Source organism: Halorubrum sp. PV6 (genome assembly GCF_003990725.2).
Taxonomy (GTDB): Archaea; Halobacteriota; Halobacteria; order Halobacteriales; family Haloferacaceae; genus Halorubrum.
The window spans coordinates 1,459,917-1,479,906 of record NZ_CP030064.1 but is presented as its reverse complement, the minus strand read 5'-3'; the positions used below and the strand labels follow the sequence as shown (position 1 = coordinate 1,479,906).

Annotated in this window: 16 protein-coding genes; 6 read left to right on the top strand and 10 right to left on the bottom strand. The window is 69.5% G+C overall.

Translation table 11 applies throughout. The features are described from left to right. The first annotated feature begins 93 nt into the window (after positions 1–93). Positions 94–4,836, top strand: a complete 4,743-nt coding sequence (locus tag DOS48_RS21165; RefSeq protein ID WP_127117628.1) for a glycoside hydrolase family 15 protein — start codon at positions 94–96, stop codon at positions 4,834–4,836. 66 nt (positions 4,837–4,902) lie between these two features. Here DOS48_RS21165 and DOS48_RS21160 read toward each other — a convergent pair whose 3' ends face one another. Together DOS48_RS21160 and DOS48_RS21155 are read right to left on the bottom strand one after the other, a co-directional pair. After that, a complete protein-coding gene (locus DOS48_RS21160) occupies positions 4,903–5,421 on the bottom strand; it encodes a hypothetical protein (RefSeq protein ID WP_127117627.1) in 519 nt (172 codons plus the stop codon). After that, positions 5,414–7,252, bottom strand: coding sequence for a DNA mismatch repair protein (locus tag DOS48_RS21155; RefSeq protein WP_127117626.1), 1,839 nt, complete (start codon positions 7,250–7,252; stop codon positions 5,414–5,416). Before DOS48_RS21155 ends, DOS48_RS21160 begins: the two co-directional genes overlap by 8 nt. A gap of 126 nt (positions 7,253–7,378) precedes the next feature. Between DOS48_RS21155 and DOS48_RS21150 the strand changes: the two genes are divergently transcribed. After that, positions 7,379–8,053, top strand: a complete 675-nt coding sequence (locus tag DOS48_RS21150; protein WP_127117625.1) for an MBL fold metallo-hydrolase — start codon at positions 7,379–7,381, stop codon at positions 8,051–8,053. A gap of 6 nt (positions 8,054–8,059) precedes the next feature. Here DOS48_RS21150 and DOS48_RS21145 read toward each other — a convergent pair whose 3' ends face one another. The 4 genes from DOS48_RS21145 to DOS48_RS21130 all read right to left on the bottom strand — a co-directional run bounded on the left by DOS48_RS21145 (position 8,060) and on the right by DOS48_RS21130 (position 12,954). Then, the gene (locus tag DOS48_RS21145; protein WP_127117624.1) at positions 8,060–9,208 is read right to left on the bottom strand and encodes an acyl-CoA dehydrogenase family protein; all 1,149 of its coding nucleotides are present in this window, start codon (positions 9,206–9,208) and stop codon (positions 8,060–8,062) included. A gap of 61 nt (positions 9,209–9,269) precedes the next feature. Continuing rightward, positions 9,270–11,363 (bottom strand): AMP-binding protein, encoded by a 2,094-nt coding sequence (locus tag DOS48_RS21140; RefSeq protein ID WP_127117623.1) that lies wholly within the window; start codon positions 11,361–11,363, stop codon positions 9,270–9,272. A 27-nt stretch (positions 11,364–11,390) separates the two neighbouring features. Further along, entirely contained in the window at positions 11,391–11,825 is a 435-nt protein-coding gene (locus DOS48_RS21135; RefSeq protein WP_127117622.1) for a universal stress protein, read from the bottom strand. A gap of 175 nt (positions 11,826–12,000) precedes the next feature. Continuing rightward, the gene (locus DOS48_RS21130) at positions 12,001–12,954 is read right to left on the bottom strand and encodes a transcription initiation factor IIB family protein (protein WP_015910224.1); all 954 of its coding nucleotides are present in this window, start codon (positions 12,952–12,954) and stop codon (positions 12,001–12,003) included. Positions 12,955–13,268: 314 nt separating this feature from the next. On the opposite strand from DOS48_RS21130, the gene DOS48_RS21125 reads away from it, so the two are divergent. Together DOS48_RS21125 and DOS48_RS21120 are read left to right on the top strand one after the other, a co-directional pair. Continuing rightward, on the top strand, positions 13,269–13,658 hold the full coding sequence (locus DOS48_RS21125; protein ID WP_127117621.1) for a hypothetical protein: 390 nt from the start codon (positions 13,269–13,271) through the stop codon (positions 13,656–13,658). Positions 13,659–13,662: 4 nt separating this feature from the next. Further along, complete coding sequence (locus DOS48_RS21120; RefSeq protein WP_127117620.1) at positions 13,663–14,286, top strand: METTL5 family protein; 624 nt, start codon at positions 13,663–13,665, stop codon at positions 14,284–14,286. Between the two features lie 107 nt (positions 14,287–14,393). Here DOS48_RS21120 and DOS48_RS21115 read toward each other — a convergent pair whose 3' ends face one another. From DOS48_RS21115 to DOS48_RS21105, 3 genes are all read right to left on the bottom strand, one after another. Then, positions 14,394–16,220, bottom strand: a complete 1,827-nt coding sequence (locus DOS48_RS21115) for a rhomboid family protein (protein WP_127117619.1) — start codon at positions 16,218–16,220, stop codon at positions 14,394–14,396. Between the two features lie 47 nt (positions 16,221–16,267). Beyond that, positions 16,268–16,546: a UPF0058 family protein gene (locus tag DOS48_RS21110; RefSeq protein WP_127117618.1), complete on the bottom strand. Its 279-nt coding sequence runs from the start codon at positions 16,544–16,546 to the stop codon at positions 16,268–16,270. Positions 16,547–16,714: 168 nt separating this feature from the next. Further along, a complete protein-coding gene (locus DOS48_RS21105; protein ID WP_004045951.1) occupies positions 16,715–16,930 on the bottom strand; it encodes a surface glycoprotein precursor in 216 nt (71 codons plus the stop codon). 229 nt (positions 16,931–17,159) lie between these two features. Here DOS48_RS21105 and DOS48_RS21100 point away from each other — a divergent pair, with 229 nt between their 5' ends. Continuing rightward, positions 17,160–17,792 (top strand): sulfite oxidase-like oxidoreductase, encoded by a 633-nt coding sequence (locus tag DOS48_RS21100; protein WP_127117617.1) that lies wholly within the window; start codon positions 17,160–17,162, stop codon positions 17,790–17,792. A gap of 70 nt (positions 17,793–17,862) precedes the next feature. Beyond that, positions 17,863–19,200, top strand: coding sequence for an isochorismate synthase MenF (locus DOS48_RS21095; protein WP_127117616.1), 1,338 nt, complete (start codon positions 17,863–17,865; stop codon positions 19,198–19,200). A gap of 20 nt (positions 19,201–19,220) precedes the next feature. Here DOS48_RS21095 and DOS48_RS21090 read toward each other — a convergent pair whose 3' ends face one another. Further along, complete coding sequence (locus tag DOS48_RS21090) at positions 19,221–19,961, bottom strand: proteasome assembly chaperone family protein (RefSeq protein WP_127117615.1); 741 nt, start codon at positions 19,959–19,961, stop codon at positions 19,221–19,223. Between the last annotated feature and the right edge of the window lie 29 nt (positions 19,962–19,990).

Here is a 19,990-nt window from a genome sequence, read left to right as displayed (position 1 = left end):
GTGTTGCTCCTCGGTCAATGCGACGGGATTCTGAAGCGAAGCGAAGAACCCCGCGTTCGTCAAGGCTTTCACCTCGGGAATCGCAGTGCACCCATGCGACTGCGAACCGCTCTCACGCAACACGAACGTCGGCGCGGCGAGCGCTACCCGGCGGAGCGACCGACGACCGCCGGCGCGTTCACGGGCGACGACGGACGGCTGGTCCACGTCGGACGGAACGGCACCGTCCACGACTGTTCGTACTCCCTTTCCGGTATCGGCGGCGCGGACCGGCTCCGTATGGGGATCACCGCCGGTCGAGGCGTTCGATGGCTCGACGACCTGACGACGACGCGCCAGCACTACGACGGCGACACGCCGCTCGTCGAGACCGAGTACGACGCCGGACGGTACACGATCCACCAGTTCGACCTGGTTGTGAGCGACACCCACCTCACGCACGTCGAACTGCGCGGCGCGCCGCCGGCAGACGCCGAACTGGTCGCCGCCTGTGCGTTCTCGCCCGACATGGTCGAGGGGCGGATCGGCAACCTCGTTCACGAGGGGGCCGGCCCCGACGACGGCAGTGTCGTCGAGGTGTACCACCGAAACGAACACGACTTCCTCACCGCGTCGACCGGCCTGTCGGCCGCACACGGGCAGCGACTCCGGAGCATCTCCGAACTGGCCGGCAAAGGCGGCGAGGAGTTCGGTCACCGCGGCGCCATCGACCAGCGGGGCGAAATCGACCAGCGAGAGGACTCCCGGCTCACGCCCAACGTCGTCGTCCGCGCGCCGTTCGAGCGCGACGGCCGGACGGAGCGCGTCACGCTCGCGAGCCGCGCGGTCCTCGACCGACGTGAGAGCCGCGAGCGCGGCGACGACGCGAAAGACGCGGTCTCCGACGGCCCCAACCGCCAGCGGCGGATCGACGAACTGTCCCGGATCGCGACCGCGTACCCGGACGCCAACGACCTGCGAGAGGCCGCCGAAGGCCGCGGTCCGACGGTCCCCGAGGACACGCCGCGGCGGTCGGTGGTCGCGAGCGACCTCCGCGCCCTCGACTTGCTGACCGCCGAGTCGGGCGCGCGGATCGCGGCCCCGGAGTTCGACCCCTTTTATGCGACCTCCGGTGGCTACGGCTACACGTGGTTCCGCGACGAGGCCGAGGCGTCGCTCGCCCTCCTCGGTGCGAGCGATGAACTCGGCTTGGATGCCGACGAGGAACTGCTCGCGACGGCCTCGTTCTTCTGTCGCACGCAGGACGCCGACGGCTCGTGGCCCCACCGGGTGTGGGCCGACTCCGGAAAGGTGGCTCCCGGCTGGGCGAACGCCCGGATCGAGGGCGCGAACGACACCGCCGGCCCGAACGACCAGCTGGACCAGGCCGCGTCGGTCGTCGCCTTTCTCGCCCGTCTCCGACGAACCGCAGACCTCCCGGCGGAGTGGTGCGACCGGATCGACGACACGCTCGCCGACGCCCTCGCGTTCCTCCACGAGACGACCGAATCCGACGGGCTCCCGAAGCGGTGTCAGAACTGCTGGGAGAACGCGCTCGGTCGGTTCACCCACACCGGCGCGACGTACCTCCGCGCCTTCGCCGCGGCGGCTCGCGCGCCCCTCCCCGACGACGTGCGAGTCGACGCGCTCGCCGCGGCGGACGCCGCCGCCGCCGGCCTCGCCGACCGATGGAACCCGGACACGGAGCGGTTCCCCCAGCGCGCGAGCGAGGAGAGCCGCGACGACCGAGCGGACGCCAGCACGCTCTCGCTCGCGAACGCCGTGACGGAGTACGCGGAGCTCGGAGCCGAACGCGACGAGATCGGTTCCGCGAAAGCGACCCCCGAAGTCGACGTCGACGAGTTCCTCGATCACGTAATAACACACGTGTTGGGGACGATCGACGAACTCCACCGCGAGACCGCCGACATCGAGGGGCTCGTCAGGTTCACCGGCGACGACTGGCGCACTGCCGAGCAGGGCGCGGCGAAGGTCTGGTCGATAGCGACCCTGTGGGGCGCGACGGCCGCCGCCGAACTCGGCGGGTTCGTCCAGGAGCGAGACGGAGACGCGAGCGAACTGTTCGGGGCCGCCCGCGACCTCTACACGCTGTGTGAGCCCGACGGCCCCTTCGTCAACGACGCCGGGCTGATCGCCGAGCAGGCGTTCGACGACGGCGACCTCGACGGCGCGACCCCGATCGCGTGGTCGCACGCCCTCCGCGTCGACGCGACGGTGACGTTGGCGAGACACGGGGCCCTTCCGGTCCCGCACGACGACCCGTTCGGCCCGGCCGACGGGCCCCACTGGACGACCGGCCGGAAGTTCGGCGTCGGGACCCCGGCCGACCACCAGGCCGCCGACCCGGTTCCGGTCTGGTTCACGCTGACCGAGGGGGCGCTGACCGAGGCGCGGTTCCCCCGTATCGACGTGATGAACCTCCGGACGTTCGACTTCCTCGTCGCCGACCCCGACACCGGCTACACGATCCGAACCTTCGACGAGACGAGCCACGTCTCCACCACGGAGACGGTCGAACGGACCACGGAGCCGACCGACGACGACGTTCTCGCGTACACACAGACGATCCGCGAGACCGGTGACAGCCACGGCCACGAGTGGACGCTCACCGTCGAGTACGCCGTCGACACCGAGGGACACGCCATTCTCGCCGACGTGACCTTCGAGGGCGGCCGCGAGTACGACGTGTACGCCGTCGCCGACACCGCCGTCGGGAACGTCGGGACCAACGACCGCGGCCACCGCGTCGAGCGGACGGACGGCTACCACCTGATCGCGCGCAACGAGATCGACGCCGACCGCGACGCGGGCAAACTGGTCGACGAGGACGGCGACCCGTTCGAGGTCGCGCTCGCCGTCGACAGCGCGAGCGGTTTCGAGTGGGCCAGCGCGATGGTCGGCGGCGACGACGTGACCGAAGCGCTCTTCGACGAGGGACAGCGCGACGAGGGCGCTACGGAGGCGACCGGCAACGTCGTGCTCGCCGGACTGCTCGGGAGCGGGACCGAACTGTCGGACACGGTGGCGCTCGGCTTCGCCGAAGGGGCCGACGCGGCCGCCGCGTTCGACGAGGCTCGCGACGCCGTCTCGCGGGGCTTCGAGGCGGTCTCCGAGGCGTACGCCGCGACCTGGCGGGAGTGGCTCGACGACCGGCAGTTCCCCGCCTCCGTGACGGATGACCCGGACCTGGCGACGCAGTACCGATTCGCGCTGATGACGCTCGCAGCCGTCGAAGACAAACGACAGGACGGCGCGGGCATCGCCAGCCCCTCGGTGCCGTGGGGCGAGACCGAGTACGCCGCAGAAAAGCGCGGCTACGGGTACAACTTCGTCTGGTCGCGGGATTTATACCAGGTGTTCACGGCGCTGATAGAGGTCGGCGAAGTCGAGCGCGGGGCCGACGCGCTCGCGTACCTGTACAACACCCAGCAGGACGAAGACGGGTTCCTCCCGCAGAACACCTACATCGACGGGCGGACGCGGTGGGGCGGCGAGCAGATGGACAACATCGCGTTCCCCTCGGTGATGGCGTGGCAGCTCCACGAGCACGGCGTCTCGCCGGGCGACGCCGACTACACGTACGACCAGATGCGTCGCTCGCTCGGCTACATCGCCGTCAACGGCCCCGAGACCGCCCAGGAGCGCTGGGAGGAGGAGGCCGGCTTCTCGCCGTCGAGCATCGCCGCGGAGATCGCCGGCCTCTGCTGTGGGGCCGCCCTCGCCGTCACCGAGGCCGACCGCATCGAGGCGAACCGTATCGAAGCGGACGGGGGCGCCGCCGAGGCCGAGGCGTCGCCCGAGTCGCTCCGCGCCGACGCGCTCGCGTGGCTCGCGCTCGCGGACGACTGGACGGCCCGCGTCGACGAGTGGTGCGCGACTGCGACGGGCACCGAACGCCACGCCGAGACGCCGTACTACGTGCGCGTGACCGCCGACGGGGACCCCGAGTCCGGGCGGCCGCGGACGATCGCGAACGACGGCCCGACCTACGACGAGCGGGAGATCATCGACGGCGGCTTCCTCGAACTGGTCCGCCTCGGGATCAAACCCGCCGACGACGAGGTGGTCCGCAACTCCGTCTCGGTCGTCGACGACTCGATCCGCGTCGACACGCCGTACGGCCCCGGCTGGTACCGATACGTCGGCGACGCGTACGGCGAAATCGCCCGCGGCGATCCGGGCGGTCCCTGGGCCGGGACCGGCGACGGGCGGGGGCGCCTCTGGCCGATCTTCACCGGCGAGCGCGGCGAGTACGAACTGCGCGCCCGCGCCGACGGCCCCGACGGGTTCGGCGGCACCGACGAGGACGCGCTCGAACCGGACGCCCTGCTGGAGACGATGGCCGGCTTCGGCAACTCCGGCCGGATGCTCCCGGAGCAGGTGTGGGACCGCGAACACCCCACCGACTACGGCTGGGAGTTCGGCGAGGGAACCGGGGGGGCGACGCCCCTCGCGTGGTCGATGGCCGGGTTCATCCGGCTCGCACACGGCGTCGACGCCGGCGAACCGGTCGAGACGCCGGCGGTCGTCCGCGACCGATACGTCGAACGCGACCGCACCGCCCCGCCGGAACTGACGGCGACGGATGAACACCAAGACGGCGACGTCGTCATCTCGGGTGAGACCACCGCCGATGCGGTGGCGCTCCACACCGCGGAGGGCTCCACGCTCGCGACGCCGACGGACGGCGAGTACGAGTTCACGCTCGACGCGACGCTCAACGCGAAGACGGTGGTCGTCGCCGCCGCGAACACCGCCGGCGGCGCGGCCGACGGCGACGACACGCTCGGGGCGTTCGCCGACGCCGGCACCGCGGTCGAGCGACTGCGGCTGTAGGCCAACCTCGACGGCGCTCTGTTTTTTTTATGCCGCGGCGTCCGTTTATAAATAGACCCTCGCCGCTCACCCGAGCGCGGTCACGTCGACGTCGATTGACTCGCCGTCGCCGGCTTCGATAGAAACGGTGTCGACCACCGACCCCCGAACCGCCGTCCGCCACGCTTCGACGGCCTCCGTGTGTCGCTCTCTTCGGGTGTCGACGTCGGTGTCGGGGTGGTCCGCCGCCGTCTGATCGACCTCCGGGTACGGCGGTGCGTCGGCGACGAGACTCTGCGGGTCGACGTGGAGCGGCGACGGCTCGGCGGTCGACCCCGATTCGGCACCTCCCTCGTGTTCTGCGGTGGGCTCCGACTCAGACGCCGCCCCCGACCCCGACTCTGACGCTGGCCCCGACCCCGACGCCGGCCCGACGCTGTGGAGGCGCGCCCGCATTCGGCCCGAGAACGGCGGCGTGACGCGAAGCACCACCTCGCGGTCGCTCCGGAGCGTCGCCTCCAGCGCGGTCGCCACGTCATCGCGGTGGACCGCGATCGACCGGAGTCGGTCCGGACCCGCCGATGCGGGCGACTCGTCGTCAGTCATCGCCACCCGACCACTGCGCGTCCGAGAGGGTGCGCTGGACCGCCTCCTCGCCGACCGCGCCGGCGAGGTGTTCGAAGCCGGCCCGAACGCCCCGGTCGCTCGCGTTCGCCACCAGTCGGGAGACGATGAACTCCGGCGTCGACTTCCCGACCGTGCCGAAGCGCGGCTGGTAGTCGACGCGGAGGTCGAGGTCGCTCGTGAGCCCCTCGGCGAAGATGCCGTCGATCCGGGCTGGCTCCGGTAGCGGACTCAGGTCCGCCGCGAGGTGGGTGACGTACACGCCGAGCGCCCCGCGGTCGACGGTGAGAGTCACCAACCCGTTGAGCAGGTCGGCGGCGCGGCCGGGCTCGGTGATCGCCTCGAACTCGTCGACGAGCATCAGCGTCCGCCCGTCCGCGACGAGCGGCGGCACGACCGACTTCAACGTCGACTCCAACACGCCGGCGTTGAACGAGGCGTGTCGGCGGTGGAAGACGACCCGGTCGAACGCGCCGACCTCCGCCTCCTCGGCCGGCACCGGGAGCCCCATCGACGCCAGCAGCGCCACGGCACACAGCGTCTCTAAGAGCGTGGTCTTCCCGCCCGAGTTCGCCCCCGTGAGGACGCTTACCCGGTCGCCGGTCGGGGGCGCGTCGGCGCTCGCCACGCCGGCCGCTCCCGCGAGCGAGTGCGACCCGATCGCGTACGACACCGGCTGGACCTCGCCGCTGATAAACGGGCTCCGGGCGTTCCGGACCGCGATGCCGTCGTCGACGAGCGTGGGCCGGGTCAGGTCCCGCTCGACCGCGAACCGCGCGAGCGAGAGCAGGAACGCGGCGTCCGCCACGGCCCCGACCGCGTCCGCGACGGTGCCGCCTCCCGTCCCGTCGCCGTCGGCCGTGCCGTCCGCCGCCTCCGCCCCGCCGATCCGCTCGCGGATGTCGGCGGCGACGGTCGCCTCGCGCTCCGCGGCCGCCTCCGTGAGTTCCGCGGCCAGGTCCCTGAGCGTGGCCGAGACGAAGTCGGCGGCGTCGAGCGCGTCGTCCGGCGCGACCGATCGCACCGTCGCCGGTTCGACGCCCGTCCGCTGTGCGACGTGGTCTATCGTCGCCGCTTCGAGCGCCTCGAAGTCGCGGACGGAGCCGTCTCGCACCGCGTCGAGCACGTCGAACGCCGAGTTCGCGAGGTCGCGGGCGGCGTCCCGCTGGTCGCGTCGCCGATCCAGTTCCTCGTCCGCGCCGCGCGCGACCTCGATGTCGCCGTCCTCGCCGGCTCGCATCGGATCGATCGCCCCGCGGACATCCGCGAGCGCGTCGGCGGCGTCGCGCAGTTCGGCTCCCGCCAACTCGCCGACGGCCTCGAACGGACCGTCCGTGAGGCCGACCGCCTGCAACGCGACGGCGGTCTCGACGGCGGCTAGGTCCGACCCCTCCGCGGCGTCGTACTCGTCGAACGCGGTGACGACGCGGTCGCGCTCCGCGTCGTCGAGCGCCGCCCACGCGTCGCGCGCCGCGACAATCTCGTCGAGGCGACTCTCGACGGCATCGCTATCGGCGAGCGGGGTCAAAACGCGGATCCGGTCGGCGGCGTGGTCGGTCAGCGCGTGTCCCGCGGCGATCGTGAGGAGGTCGTCGTACACGGAGCGGGCGTCTCCCGTCGCGAGCACGTCCATTCCGGCCTCGCCGTTCGCTCGTCGGAGGATGCGCGTCGCCCGGCCTCGGTGGAGACCGGCGTCGACGAGGGCCCGGACGTCGGCCGACTCGATCGCCGCGACCGCCCGTTCGGTCCCGAGCGACGCGGTGAGCTGCTCGCTCGTCTTCGGACCGATCCCCCAGTAGTCCTCCAGTCGCATACGTCGTGGTGTCGCCCCGGCGTCTTGGCGCTTTCGTCGCCGTCGCGGGGGTTCAGCCCCCGGTCGATCTCCCTGCACGTCTCGCGTCACGACAGGGTTCATGTCGCTTCGTCCCGACGCTCTCCCATGGCGACCGAACTCGCGGAGGGCGTCTGGCGACTCGACTGCCGCGGCGTCAACGCGTATCTCGTCTTCGACGACGTGCCGACCCTCGTCGACGCCGGGACGCCGTGGGACGAGGCCGCGATCCGTACCGGACTCGACGACGCCGGCCTCTCGGTCGAGGACGTGGGGCGCGTGCTGCTCACGCACTACGACCTCGATCACGTCGGGACGTTGGCGGCGATCGCGCCCGACCTCGACGCACCCGTCTACGCCTACGGCTTCGACGCCCAGCTGCTCCGCGGGACACGCTCCCCGCCGCTCCGGAACCACAAGGGCCTGATACAGCGACTCGGCGGGCTCGTTACTGACCTCCCCGATCTCGACGTTGTCGGCCTCCGCGACGGTGAGACGGTCGGGTCGTTCACGGCGTACCACACCCCCGGCCACACGCCGGGTCACGTCGCGTACGTCAGCGCGGAACTCGGGGTCGCCCTGCTTGGCGACCTCGTCTCGGCGTCGGACGGCGACATCGAACCCTCCGGCTGGCTGATCAGTTACGACACGGAAGCAGTCGCGACGAGCGTTCGGGGGCTCGCGACGCACGCCCCGCCGTTCGAAGTCGCCTGCGTCGGACACGGCGACCCGCTCGCGACGGGCGGCGACGAGGCGTTCGCGCGGTTGGCGGCGGAACTGTAGCCGCGTTCAGCGGGACTGGCGGTAGATGAGGTTCCGCTGGATATCGTTCGCGCCCTCGTAGATGACGGGGATCCGCACGTCGCGGTAGACGCGGGCGATCCGGCGGTCCGTGAGATTCGAGCGACCGCCGTGGAGCTTCATGCCCTTCTCGGCGCAGTCGGTGGCCACTTCGGTCGACTTTGTCTTCGCCAGCGCGGCCCAGTAACCCGCGTTGTCGTTGTTCGCGACCTTCTCGCAGGCGCGCCAGTTGAGCGCCCGCGCGGCCTCGAAGCCGATTCGCATATCCGAGATGGTGTGTTGGACGGCCTGGAACTCGTTTATCGTGCGACCGAAGGCGTTGCGGCCGTGCACGAAGTCCTCGGCCTCCTCGATGGCGGCGGCGGCGAGCCCCAGCCCGTGCCCGCCGACGATGACGCGGCCGTGGTTGAAGAAGTCGGCGAGGACGTAGAAGCCGCCGCCCTCGCTGCCGACGACGTTCTCCTCGGGGACGAAGCAGTCCTCGAAGACGATGTGGCCCTGCTTGGAGGCGCGCATACCCATCTTCTCGGGGATGTGTTCGGCCTCGTACCCCTCGCTGTCCGTCTCGACGATGAACAGGGTGTAGTTCGAGTAGCGGTCGTCGCTGTCGCCGGTCTTGGCGTACACCGTGAGCCAGTCGGCCTCGACGGCGTTCCCGACCCAGTACTTCTCGCCGGTGAGTTCGTAGCCGCCCTCGACCTTCTCGGCTTTTGTCGTCATCCCCGCGAGGTCAGAGCCGGTCTCTGGCTCGGAGACGGCGAGTCCCGAGATTTGGTCGTTTTCTGCGACCGGACGGAGATACTCCTCTTTCTGTGCTTCGGTACCGTACTGCTCGACCATCTCGGCGCCGAAACTCGCGAGTTGGAGGGTGAGCGCGATGCCGGCGTCGGCGCGGTAGAACTCCTCGGCGATGGCGAGGATCTGCGCGAGGTCGAACCCCTTTCCGCCGTACTCCTCACCGATGTCTTGGGCGACGAGTCCGGCGTCCATCCCCGCCTCTAACACTTCCCAGGGATAGTCGCCCGACTCGTAGTACTCCTCGGCGTTCGGTGTGATGTACTCTTCCGCGAACTCGCGGGCCTCCGCTTTCACGTCTCTGGCGTGTTCCGGAACAATGCTGTCGTCGAGCAAGTCCATACCCTCCCTGTGGACCCCGTGGTCAAAACGTTCGTGGAACAACGAAAAACACCGGGTGCGTTTATTCGTCGGTCTGGTCGCCCTGCGGCTCCGCGTCTTCGATGTAGGCTGCCGCTTCGCCGTCGCCTTCGCCCTCGTCGGTGGTCGCATCTTCGACGGAGTCGGCGTCCTCGGAGTCGTCGTCGTCGGCCGCCTCGGCCTCCTCCCGAGCTGCGTCTCTCGCAGGCTCGGCCTCGTCGATGCCGACATCTTCGACAGGTCCGGGCTCGTCGCCGTCGACCGATTCCGCTACGTCGCCCTGGTCGTCCGGGTCAGCGGGGTCGGCGGGCTCGAACCCGGCCGTTTCGAGGTCGGCGTCCCCGTTCCGCGGGTCGTGTCCGTGTTCGCGCAGCAGTCGGCGCACCGCCGACCGATCGACGGTGCCAGACACGGTCCGGGGAAGGGAGTCCACGTACCCGACCGTCTTCGGGATCTTAAACCCTGCCAGCCGATCGCGGGCGAACGAGAGGAGTTCCCCTTCGTCGACGACCGGCGGCGCCGGTTCGTCCGCTTCCGATTCCTCGGCGTCCCCCGTCGTCTCGTCGTCCGTCTCAGCCGCATCGGCGTCCGCCTCATCCCCATCGGTGTCCGTCTCGGCCTCATTGTCGCCTGCTCCAGCCCCATCGGCGTCCATCTCACCTTCATCGCCCGTCTCAGCCCCATCGTCACCCGTCTCAACCGCATCGGCGTCCGTCTCTTCGCTCTCGTCGTCGGTCGAGCCGGCTGCCCCCTTCGGCTCGACGCCGTCCACGTCACCGACCGCGAGGAGCGCGCTCACGCGTTCGCCCCACACCTCGTCGTCGAGGCCGACGACCGCGGCGTCCTCGACCGGGGCAAACGTCCGGAGGACCTCGATCACTTCGCCGGGTTCGACGTTCTCGCCGCCGGTGACGATCCGATCGTCGAGGCGGTTGAGGACCGAGAGGAACCCCTCATCGTCGATTTTCCCCACGTCGCCGGTGTGAAGCCCGTGCGGGCCGAACGCCAATCGGTCGAGGGCGTCGCCGTCCGCGTCGTCGCTGCCGGTCTCGACGTAGCCGGGGGTAACCGTCGGCCCGTCGACGACGATCTCGCCGGTCGCTCCGGGCTCTGCCGGCGTCCCGTCTTCGTCGACGATCGTCACGTCGATGCCGAACAGGGGGCGCCCGACGGTGGTGAGTCGGTCCTTAGTCTGTCGGGGCGTCGCGGTCGCGATCTGTGAGGCGGTCTCCGTCATCCCGTAGGTGGGGTACACCGGGACCGAGTAGTCGTGACACCGTTCGAGCAGCTCCTCGGAGGCCGGCGCCCCGCCGAGCAGCACCACGCGGAGGGAGTCGGCGAGGGTGCCGCGTCGGTCCAACATCCGCTTGAGCATGGTCGGCACCAGCGAGATGCCGGTCACGTCGTAACTGTCGATGTCGTCTGCGGTGCCGCCGGGTGCGAACCCCTCTCGCAACACCAGCGTCGTCCCGTACAACGCGGAGCGATACACGGGGGCGAGCCCACCCATGTGGTGGAGCGACAGCGACACGAGCCACCGATCCTCCGGTTCGACCCCCAGTCGGAACGCGGAGGCGACGGCGGAACTGTACACGTTGCCCGCGGTCAGCGGCACCGGCTTGGGGTCGCCCGTCGTTCCGGACGTAAACAGGACACAGAGGTAGTCCGACTCCTCCCAACGCGCGGGCTCGACTGGCTCCGGATCGACGCCGTGGACCGCCGTCACCTCCTCGGCTATCGGCTCGTCGACCGATAACACCGGGACGGAATCGACCGACTCGCACTCCTCGACCGCGCTGAGCGCGACGTCCTCGGTCGGATCGGCGCACACGATGGCGTCGAGGTCGGCCCCCTCCACGCGCTGGGCGAGTTCCCGCCCGGTGAACTCCTCGGCCAACGGGACGAACGTCGCGCCGATCCGCATCGACGCGTGGACGAGCCCGACGGTCCCGACGTACGGCGGCGTGAGGACGCCGAGGCGGTCGCCGGCTTCGATCCCGTGTGCCACGAGGCGCCCGGCGATGTCGGAGACCAACTGATCGAGGTCGGTGTAGGTCCACGCCTCCCCGTCTTCGGCCCGGATCAGCGCGGTGTCGTCCGGCGAGGAGACGACCCGGTGAGATAGCCAGTCCCGCATGGCTGTCACCGCGGACGCGAGTGGCGACTACTCATCGACCGGATGGCGAACCGTCAGTACGGGGACGTCGGAGGTGCGAACGACCCGCTCTGTCACGCTCCCGAGGAGGTACCGGTCGAGGCCCTTCCGCCCGTGGGTCCCCATGACGACCACGTCGATGTCGTTCTCGGCGACGTGGTCGCGGATCGACTGATACGCGGTGCCCGTCGCGACGGTCGTCTCGCAGTCCACGCCGGCGTTCGCGGCGGCCTCGGCGACGCGACGCGTGGCGTTTTCGCCCTCCGCTTCGAGCGCTTCGACGACGATGTCGGAGCCGGCTTCGAGCGTCGAGTACGCCGCCCCGTCGACGACGTAGAGGGCGTGAACGCGCGCGTCGTAGTGCTCCGCGAGGTCGATCGCGTGCTCGATGGCGGCGTCTGATGCGGGACTGCCGTCGGTCGGCACGAGAATTTGAGAGTACATCTACTCACTCGATACGGTTGGTGTCGATTAAAAACCCGATCACAGCGGTTCGGCGTCGCCCCCGGAGTCGGGGTCTCACCCGTAGAACGTCGGTTCACAGCGCACGGTGCGTCTCGGTCGTTCCCGCCGCGTTCGTGTCCGAGTCGCCGCGTCTGCGTTCGAATCGCCGCCGAGGTCAGCGGAAGCCCATCGCTTCGATCTGCTCTTGGTACCGGTTGCGGATGGTGACCTCGGTGACCTGCGCCACGTCGGCGACCTCTCGTTGGGTCTTCTTCTCGTTACAGAGCAGCGAGGCGGCGTAGATCGCCGCCGCCGCGAACCCGGTCGGGGACTTCCCGGAGAGCAGCCCCTGTTCGGCGGAGACGTCGATGATCTCCGTCGCCTTCGACTGGACCTCCTCGCTGAGTTGGAGCGCCGACGCGAACCGGGGGACGAACTGCTTCGGGTCGACCGGCTTCAGTTCCAAGCCGAGCTCCTGTGAGATGTACCGATACGTCCGGCCGATCTCCTTTTGCGGTACGCGCGACACGTCGGCGACCTCGTCGAGCGATCGGGGGATCCCCTCCTGGCGACAGGCGGCGTAGAGGGCGGCGGTCGAGACGCCCTCGATCGATCGCCCGCGGATCAGGTCCTCGTTCAACGCGCGTCGATAGATGACCGAGGCGACTTCTCGGACCGAGCGCGGCACGCCGAGCGCGCTGGCCATCCGGTCGATCTCAGAGAGCGCGAACTGGAGGTTGCGCTCGCCGGCGTCTTTCGTCCGAATCCGCTCTTGCCACTTCCGTAGCCGGTGCATCTGCGACCGCTTCTCCGAGGAGAGCGACCGACCGTAGGCGTCCTTGTCCTTCCAGTCGATGGTCGTCGTCAGCCCCTTGTCGTGCATCGTCTCCGTGATGGGCGCGCCGACGCGGGACTTCGACTGGCGCTCCGAGTGGTTGAACGCCCGCCACTCCGGGCCGCGATCGATGTTCCGCTCGTCTAACACCAAGCCGCAGTCTTCACACACCAGTTCTTGGTCAGCGTCAGTGACGATCTCGGTCGAGTCGCACTCCGGGCAGGAGAGCGTTTCTTCGTCCGATTCTCGCTCTGTCTCCCGCTCCTGTTGGCGCTGGCGGCTCGGACGTTCCATTATAAGGTTTCTGGTTATTGCCGCATTTAAACCTTTGTCCCGATCTGTAACGCCGCTCACGTCGACTGACACCGAGCGGTGGCGACAGAGACGCCGATACGACTTATCGGGCGCTCTCGGCCGCCTTTCACGAGTTCGCGTCGCGTCGCATTTCCCTGTCGGACCACCGACCTGAACACGAAACGTGACCGGTGGCGGCGGTCGGCCTCGCACGCGCGACTGAGCCGCGGTGTCGACTCGTCGCTTTTCGGCTCGCAGGAATAACTACTGAACATACACTAAAACTTATATATTACCGCGGTATATCCTGTGGTATGAGCACGACACAGTCCGGCGGGATCGACGCGGCGCTTCGGGGCTGTCGCCCGGCCGAAGTCGACCCCATCGTCATCGAAGCCGCCGACCTCGAAAGCACCGCACCCGACCACCTCCGCGACGTCAAGGCCGCGCTGTCCGCTCGCGGCTACCAGCCCGCCACCCTCTCCGTCGTCGCGCGATTCGAGGCCGGCGACACCCTCGCGACCCAGCGCGAGGCCGACCGCCTCCGGGAGTTCGTCCGCGCCGCGTCGTTCCTCGGCGCCGGGCGCCTCGAAGTTCGCCTCGACGACGGCGCCGAACCGGACGCCGTCGACTCCGCGCTGTCGGCGCTCGCCGAGCGCGCGCGCCGCGAGGGCGTCGACCTCGCCCGCATCGAGTCCGACTGATCCGATGGCGTCGAAGCGCTCGCTCGCAACCAAACTCGGCGTCGTCGCCGGCTTCGAGGCGCCGAGCGCGGCCCTCGAACAGTACCCGACGCCGCCCGACCTGGCGGCGCACGTCGTCCACCTCGCGGACTTACACGGCGACGTCGACGCCCGCACCGTCCTCGATCTGGGCACCGGAACGGGGATGCTCGCGCTGGCGGCCGCCCTCCGCGGCCCCGCGCGCGTGATCGGTATCGAACTGGACGGAGACGCGCTCGTGACCGCGACCGAAAACCAGCGACGCGTCGCGGCGAGCGCGCCAGTCCACTGGCTGCAAGGCGACGCGACCCGCCTTCCCCTCGACGTGCCAGACCCCGTGACGGTCCTGATGAACCCGCCCTTCGGGGCCCAGGACGGACACCGGAACGCCGACAGGGAGTTCCTCACGACGGCCAGCCGCGTCGCGACCGTCTCCTACTCGGTCCACAACGGCGGGAGCCGCGAGTTCGTGGAGGCGTTCGCGGCCGACAACGGCGGCGAGGTAACCCACGCGTTCGCCGCCGACTTCGCCATCGAGTCGCAGTTCGATCACCACACCGACGACTCCCGCGACATCGACGCGGAGGTGTACCGGATCGAGTGGCGGTAAGTCGGCGACCACGACGACTCACCCTCGTTATCGCCCGTTGCTCGGTACCGTCCCTCTCACCGTCGCCCGTTGCTCCTACCGCCTCTCTCACCGCCGTTCTTCACCCGCTACTGCCTCCCCTCGTAGCGTTCCCGTGTCGCGATCCGAACGCGCGTCTCCCCGCGTTCGGCGAACACCGCGTCGCTTTGGCGAACGAACTCGATCCCTTCGAGCGTCACCGACTCGTTGGTCGCCGGGAGCGCGGCGACTTCGCGGTCGCCGTCGGCGTCGACGCGCAGTTCGAACCCGCCTGCGACGGGGGCGACGGTGACGTTCCGGCCGTCGATCCGGGGGCCGGCCTGAACGGGGTCGCTCACGAACAGGGTCTCGCGCGTGTCGTTGCGCACCGCGTCCACGCGGTACGCCGGGCCGGCGTTTGTCGCGACCCAGCCGACGCGCTGCACCCAGACGGTCTCACGCCAGCCGGTTCCGCCGACATCGACCGCACGATACCCCCAGAACGCGAGGTTCCCCTTCGAGACCGCCGTGGTCCATATCTCCCGGTCGGCGTTGGCCACGATCACCCCCGAGGTGTTGACGCTCGTCGACCGCCCGAACGCCTCGACATCGACGACGCTCACCAGCCGGTCCTCGACGTTCTCCGCGTAGGTCACCTGATACCCGTCGATTTCGATCGGGTCGCCCGGCAGTTCGTCGTCGTCGACGGCGACGAGGTTCGGACCGATTCCCGGTCCGGCGACGACCGCCAGCGCCGAGACGAGCAGGAGGAACCCGACGGCCCCCGGCGTGACGGACCGGACGCTCCCGCGAATCGTGTCCGGCTCCGGCACCGCAACCGCCGACCGGATCGGCTCGTCGCGCCCGGCGACGGCGAGCGCCGCGATGGCCGCCAACGCCGCGAGCAGCCCGAGGCCCACGGCGCGATACAGCTCGTACCGCTCGTTCCCGAGGTACCAGTATATCGCCCAGAGCCGTCGTGACGCACCGAACAGGAGGACCGCACCGAAGACGGCGAGCCCCGCGGTTCGCGACCGTCGACCGGTCGGGTCGCCTGCACCGCGCCGGCGGCGGTACCGAATCAGCCAGCCGGCCGCGAGCACCCCCGCGATCAGCCCGATGGCGTGGCTCTGTACCGCGATGTTCGCCCAGCTCGGCGCGCCGTACGACCCGCTCGCCTCCGCGACGACGACGGGGTTTCGGAGCGTCTCGTAGGTCACGTTCACCAGCGTCGCCCCGGTGAGCGCCGCGACGGTCGAGAGGGGGTAGAAGACGAGCGCGAACCCCCACAGCGCGAACACGACCCCCGAGAAGCCGATCACCGGGCCGAGCGCGAACAGCGACGAGAGGACGGCAAAGGACAGCAGCGAGCCGGGGACGACGACGAACGCTCGAACGTAGGGGTTGGCGGCGAGCGGGCGGTCGCCGGCGGCGAGACCGTCACGGATCGCCGCGAGCGTGGGGAGCGACTCGCGAGCGGCGGCGAGCGTGAGGCGTCCCGACCGCGTCGCGCCGTCTTCCGTCTCGCTCGCCTCGTCGACGCCGCGTCCGTCGGGGAAGTGCCCGAAGGCGTACTCGGCGAGTCCGCCGGCGACGAGCGTCGACAGGAGGTTTCCGGTGATGTGGCTACGACTCGAATGGGCGAGCCCGGCCCAGAACATCCCTTCCGGGTAGAGGTACGACCACGACCGAAACGGGATCACGACGGGTCGATTCGGGTTCTCCAGCCCGCTTTGAACGAACAGGTAGACGGCGATAACCGCGGCGACGGTGACGAGCGTCCCCCAGGGGACGCCGAGGAGGAGCCGCGAGCGAAGCGCGCGAGTCCACGCGCCGCTCGGGCGGTCGGTCCGATAGACGACAGCGAGGGCGGCGACGACGAGGGCGCCGCCGGCGACGAGGTGCGCGACTCCTGACGAGAGCGCCTCCGCGACCATACAGGCCAGCGGGCGGCCGTGCGCTTAAGCGTTCGCGGGGCGCCGACTCAGATCTTGTTTTCGGCGTCGTCGGCCAGCTCTTCCATCCGCTTCCCGACCCGGCCGGCGGGAGAGAACTCGTCTTCGCTCATCGCGCTCGCGAGGGCGTTGCCGAGGACGAATACGGCGTGTTTGTGTTCGCTCTTCGATTTGTGGACGTGAGACGGGTCGACGTCGAGTTCGTCGTACGGGTCGAAAAGCGAGCTGTCCACGGTTTCGTGGTCGCGGAAATGCTCCATGATCGTCACCATCTGTTCGTGGAGTTCGAGCAGCTCGTCTTTGTGCATACCACTGATACGGGGCGTACACCCTTTAAACGTTGTTGAGGGGTATACGCACGGCTCTGCGGTAGTGTGACTACGTGCGTCGGATCGTCGGAGGACACGACCGACGAGCGTCGTCGAAACCACACCGTGAACCGCCGGGGCCGTTCCCGGAGCGTGCAACGACCCGGATTAGAAGACGTACTCGTCTTCGTGGCCCATCATTCCCTCGTCTTCGAACCCGCTGGAGTCCTCGTCGTCTCGCGGCCCGCTCGTCTTAAACGCCTTTATGCCCGTCGACAGGAGCTCTTCGACCGCTTCTTCGCGGTTGAGGAACTCTCCCTGCTCGACCATCTGCGCGATCTGCATCTCCAGATGCTCCGGCACGGTGATCTCTACTTGTGGCATTTCCTGCACGGGAGTAATGGGAATGGGGATATAAATGTGGCGTCGGTGCTACGCTGAATTGAAACCAAATTCGGGTAATCAAATAATGATCGTTTCTATTCTACAAATACCTCTTTTGACAATCAAAACACACGCCAGTTTGCGTATACTTCTCTCCCGAGCATCGACCGCGCCCGTTAGACGCCTGCGAGAGCGACATTGATACGTGACGCCGGCCCGAAGCGGTGGCATGACCGATTCCGGCGCCGACACCGCCGCTGGCACGGACACCGTCGAGGACCTCACGGGGCTCTACCGAGAGTACGGCACCGACCGGCTCCCGCCGGGACAGCGCGAGACGGACCGCTTCCCCGTCCTCTCGAAGAGCGGGACGCCGTCGTGGGACCCGGAGACGTTCGCGTTCGAGGTGTGGGGTGCGGTCGAAAACGCGCTCGACTATTCGCTTGCCGAGTTCCGAGAGCTTCCGTCCGTCACGCAGCGGCAGGACTTTCACTGCGTCACCGGATGGAGCAAGTTCGACTGCACGTTCACCGGCGTCGAGTTCGGCGAACTCGTCGAGCGCGCGGGCGTGCGAGACGAGGCCGATCACGTCATGTTTCACGCGCTCGACGGCTACACGACGAACCTCTCGCTCTCGGAGTGCACCCGCGAGGGCGTCCTCTTCGCGTACGGCTTCGACGACGGGGACCTCCCCGCAGACCACGGCGGTCCGATCCGCGTCGTCACGCCGCACAAGTACGCTTATAAAGGCGCAAAGTGGGTGTCCGGCGTCGAGTTTCTCACCGAAAAGGAGTTGGGCTACTGGGAGCAGCGCGGCTACAGCGACACCGCGAACCCGTGGAACGAGGAGCGGTACAGTTAGGCTCGGCGACGAGCGCCGCCGATACGCGGGATAGTCAAGATAAAGGTTCCTCGCACCCGATCTATCTGTAATGGAACGGGCGCGTTCGTCCCCGGCGTCGACCCTCGTCAGCCGCACGGCCCAGATCGACGCGCCCGGCTTCGCGGCCGCGTTCGACGCGCTCGCCGCCCCGCGAACGACGTGGAACGCCCCCGACGACGCGCTCGTCCTCGGCAGCGGCGCGGCCGCGACCGTCACCGCCAGCGGTCCGGACCGGTTCGCGGCGGTCAGATCCGGCGTGGACGACTTGTTCCACTCCGGCGACGTCCACGCCGGGACCGAGGCCGCCCGCCCGCGCCTGTTCGGCGGTTTCGCCTTCCACGAGGGCGGGTGCGACGGCGATCCGTGGGGACCGTTCCCGGAAGCGCGGTTCGTCCTCCCGCGCGTGCAAGTCACTTTTGCAGACAACGGCACCTGGCTCACGGTGAACGCGGTCGGCGACGACGCCGACCCGGACGCGGTTGAGGAGCGACTCGCCGCCGAGCGCGACCGGATCTCGGGACTTGCGGCGACGGGCGACCGCCCTCCGCGGCCGGGAATCGGCGCCACTCGCCGGACGACGAGCCGCGAGGCGTGGCGCGAGAGCGTCGAGGCCGCGGTCGACCGCATCCGTGGCGGCGACCTTCGGAAAGTCGTCCTCGCGCAGGCGCTCGAAGTGGACCTCGACGCGCCGTTCCCGCGGGCGGCGACGCTCGACCGACTCGCGGTGAAGTACCCGGACTGTCACCGATACTACTTCGAGCCCGACGCCGGCGGGAGCGCCTTCTTCGGCGCGACGCCGGAGCGACTGGTCGCGCTCCGCGGGCGGACCGTCGAGACCGACGCGCTCGCGGGGACGACCGGCCGAGGCGAGACGCCGACCGAAGACGAGTGGCTCGCAGAGGAACTGCTCGCCGACCCGAAGAACGTCCACGAACACGAGCTCGTCGCCGACACGGTTCGCGAACAGCTCGAGCCGTTTGCGGCCTCGATCGCCGCCGGCGAGCGCCGGGTCCGCCGGCTCGCCACGGTACAACACCTTCACACGCCGATCACCGCCGAACTCAACGCGGACCGTCACGTCCTCGACCTCGTCGAGGCGCTCCACCCGACCCCCGCGGTCGGCGGGCTCCCGCCGGACCGCGCGCTCGAAACGATCCACGACACGGAGCCGTTCGACCGCGGCTGGTACGCGGCCCCGGTCGGCTGGATCGACGCCGCCGGCAACGGGGCGTTCGCGGTCGCGATCCGGTCCGCGGTGGCGACCTCGCGCCGCGCGACGCTCTTCGCCGGCGTCGGCCTCGTCGCCGACTCCGAGCCCGACCGCGAGTGGGACGAGGTGCAGCTCAAGTACCGCCCGATCCTCGACGAACTGGAAGAAACGAACTGAGCGGTCGCCGGCGGGTGCGACTACTGGAACATCTTCAGCGGTTCCGCCTGCGAGCTCTCCTGTGTCGCCTCCTGCATCTGCTTTGCGAACGCCTGCTTTGCGTTCCGGATTTCGGTCGCCTTGGTGACGAGTTCGTCGGTCGGCGTCTCTATCCCCGCTATCGGGTCGATCCCCTGGACGAGGAGCGTCCGCGCCGCCTCCGGGTCCGGGAACCTCGGGTCCGACTCGACGACGAGCCCGACCGCGTCGCGGCCACGCTCTAACGACTCCGCGAGCATCGCACCCGTCGGCCCGGAGACGAGCCCCGGCTCGGTCGGTCGGTCGATGTCGGCGCGAGCGAGGGCCTCACCGCCGTCTCCCGTCGCGATGCCGTAGAGGGCGGGTGGTTCCTCGCCCTTCTCGCGGCCGAGCCCGGAGAGGAACACGGGCAACACGTCGTGTTCCGCGAACCACGTGTCGAGGCAGCCGGCGACCTGGGTCGCGGCGTCTGGATTCACCGGCACGTCGCTGCGGAGCGCGACGAGATCGCGGTCGGCGTCGGCGTACAGCCGGACCGGCGTCGTCAGCGACGGGTCCGCCTCGTGGTAGACGGCCACCCGCGGAAGCGCGCTGCAGTGAACGTTGGCGTAGTGGACCATGTCGTGGGCTTCGATCAGGTTGTCCGTGGCGATCTTCCCGACCAACCCGATGCCGGGGAACCCTTCGACCAGCGTCGGCGCGTCCAGCGACACCCCGTCTTCAAGCACTGAGATACTCGCCATACCCCGGCCAACTCCGGCCAGTGACCTAA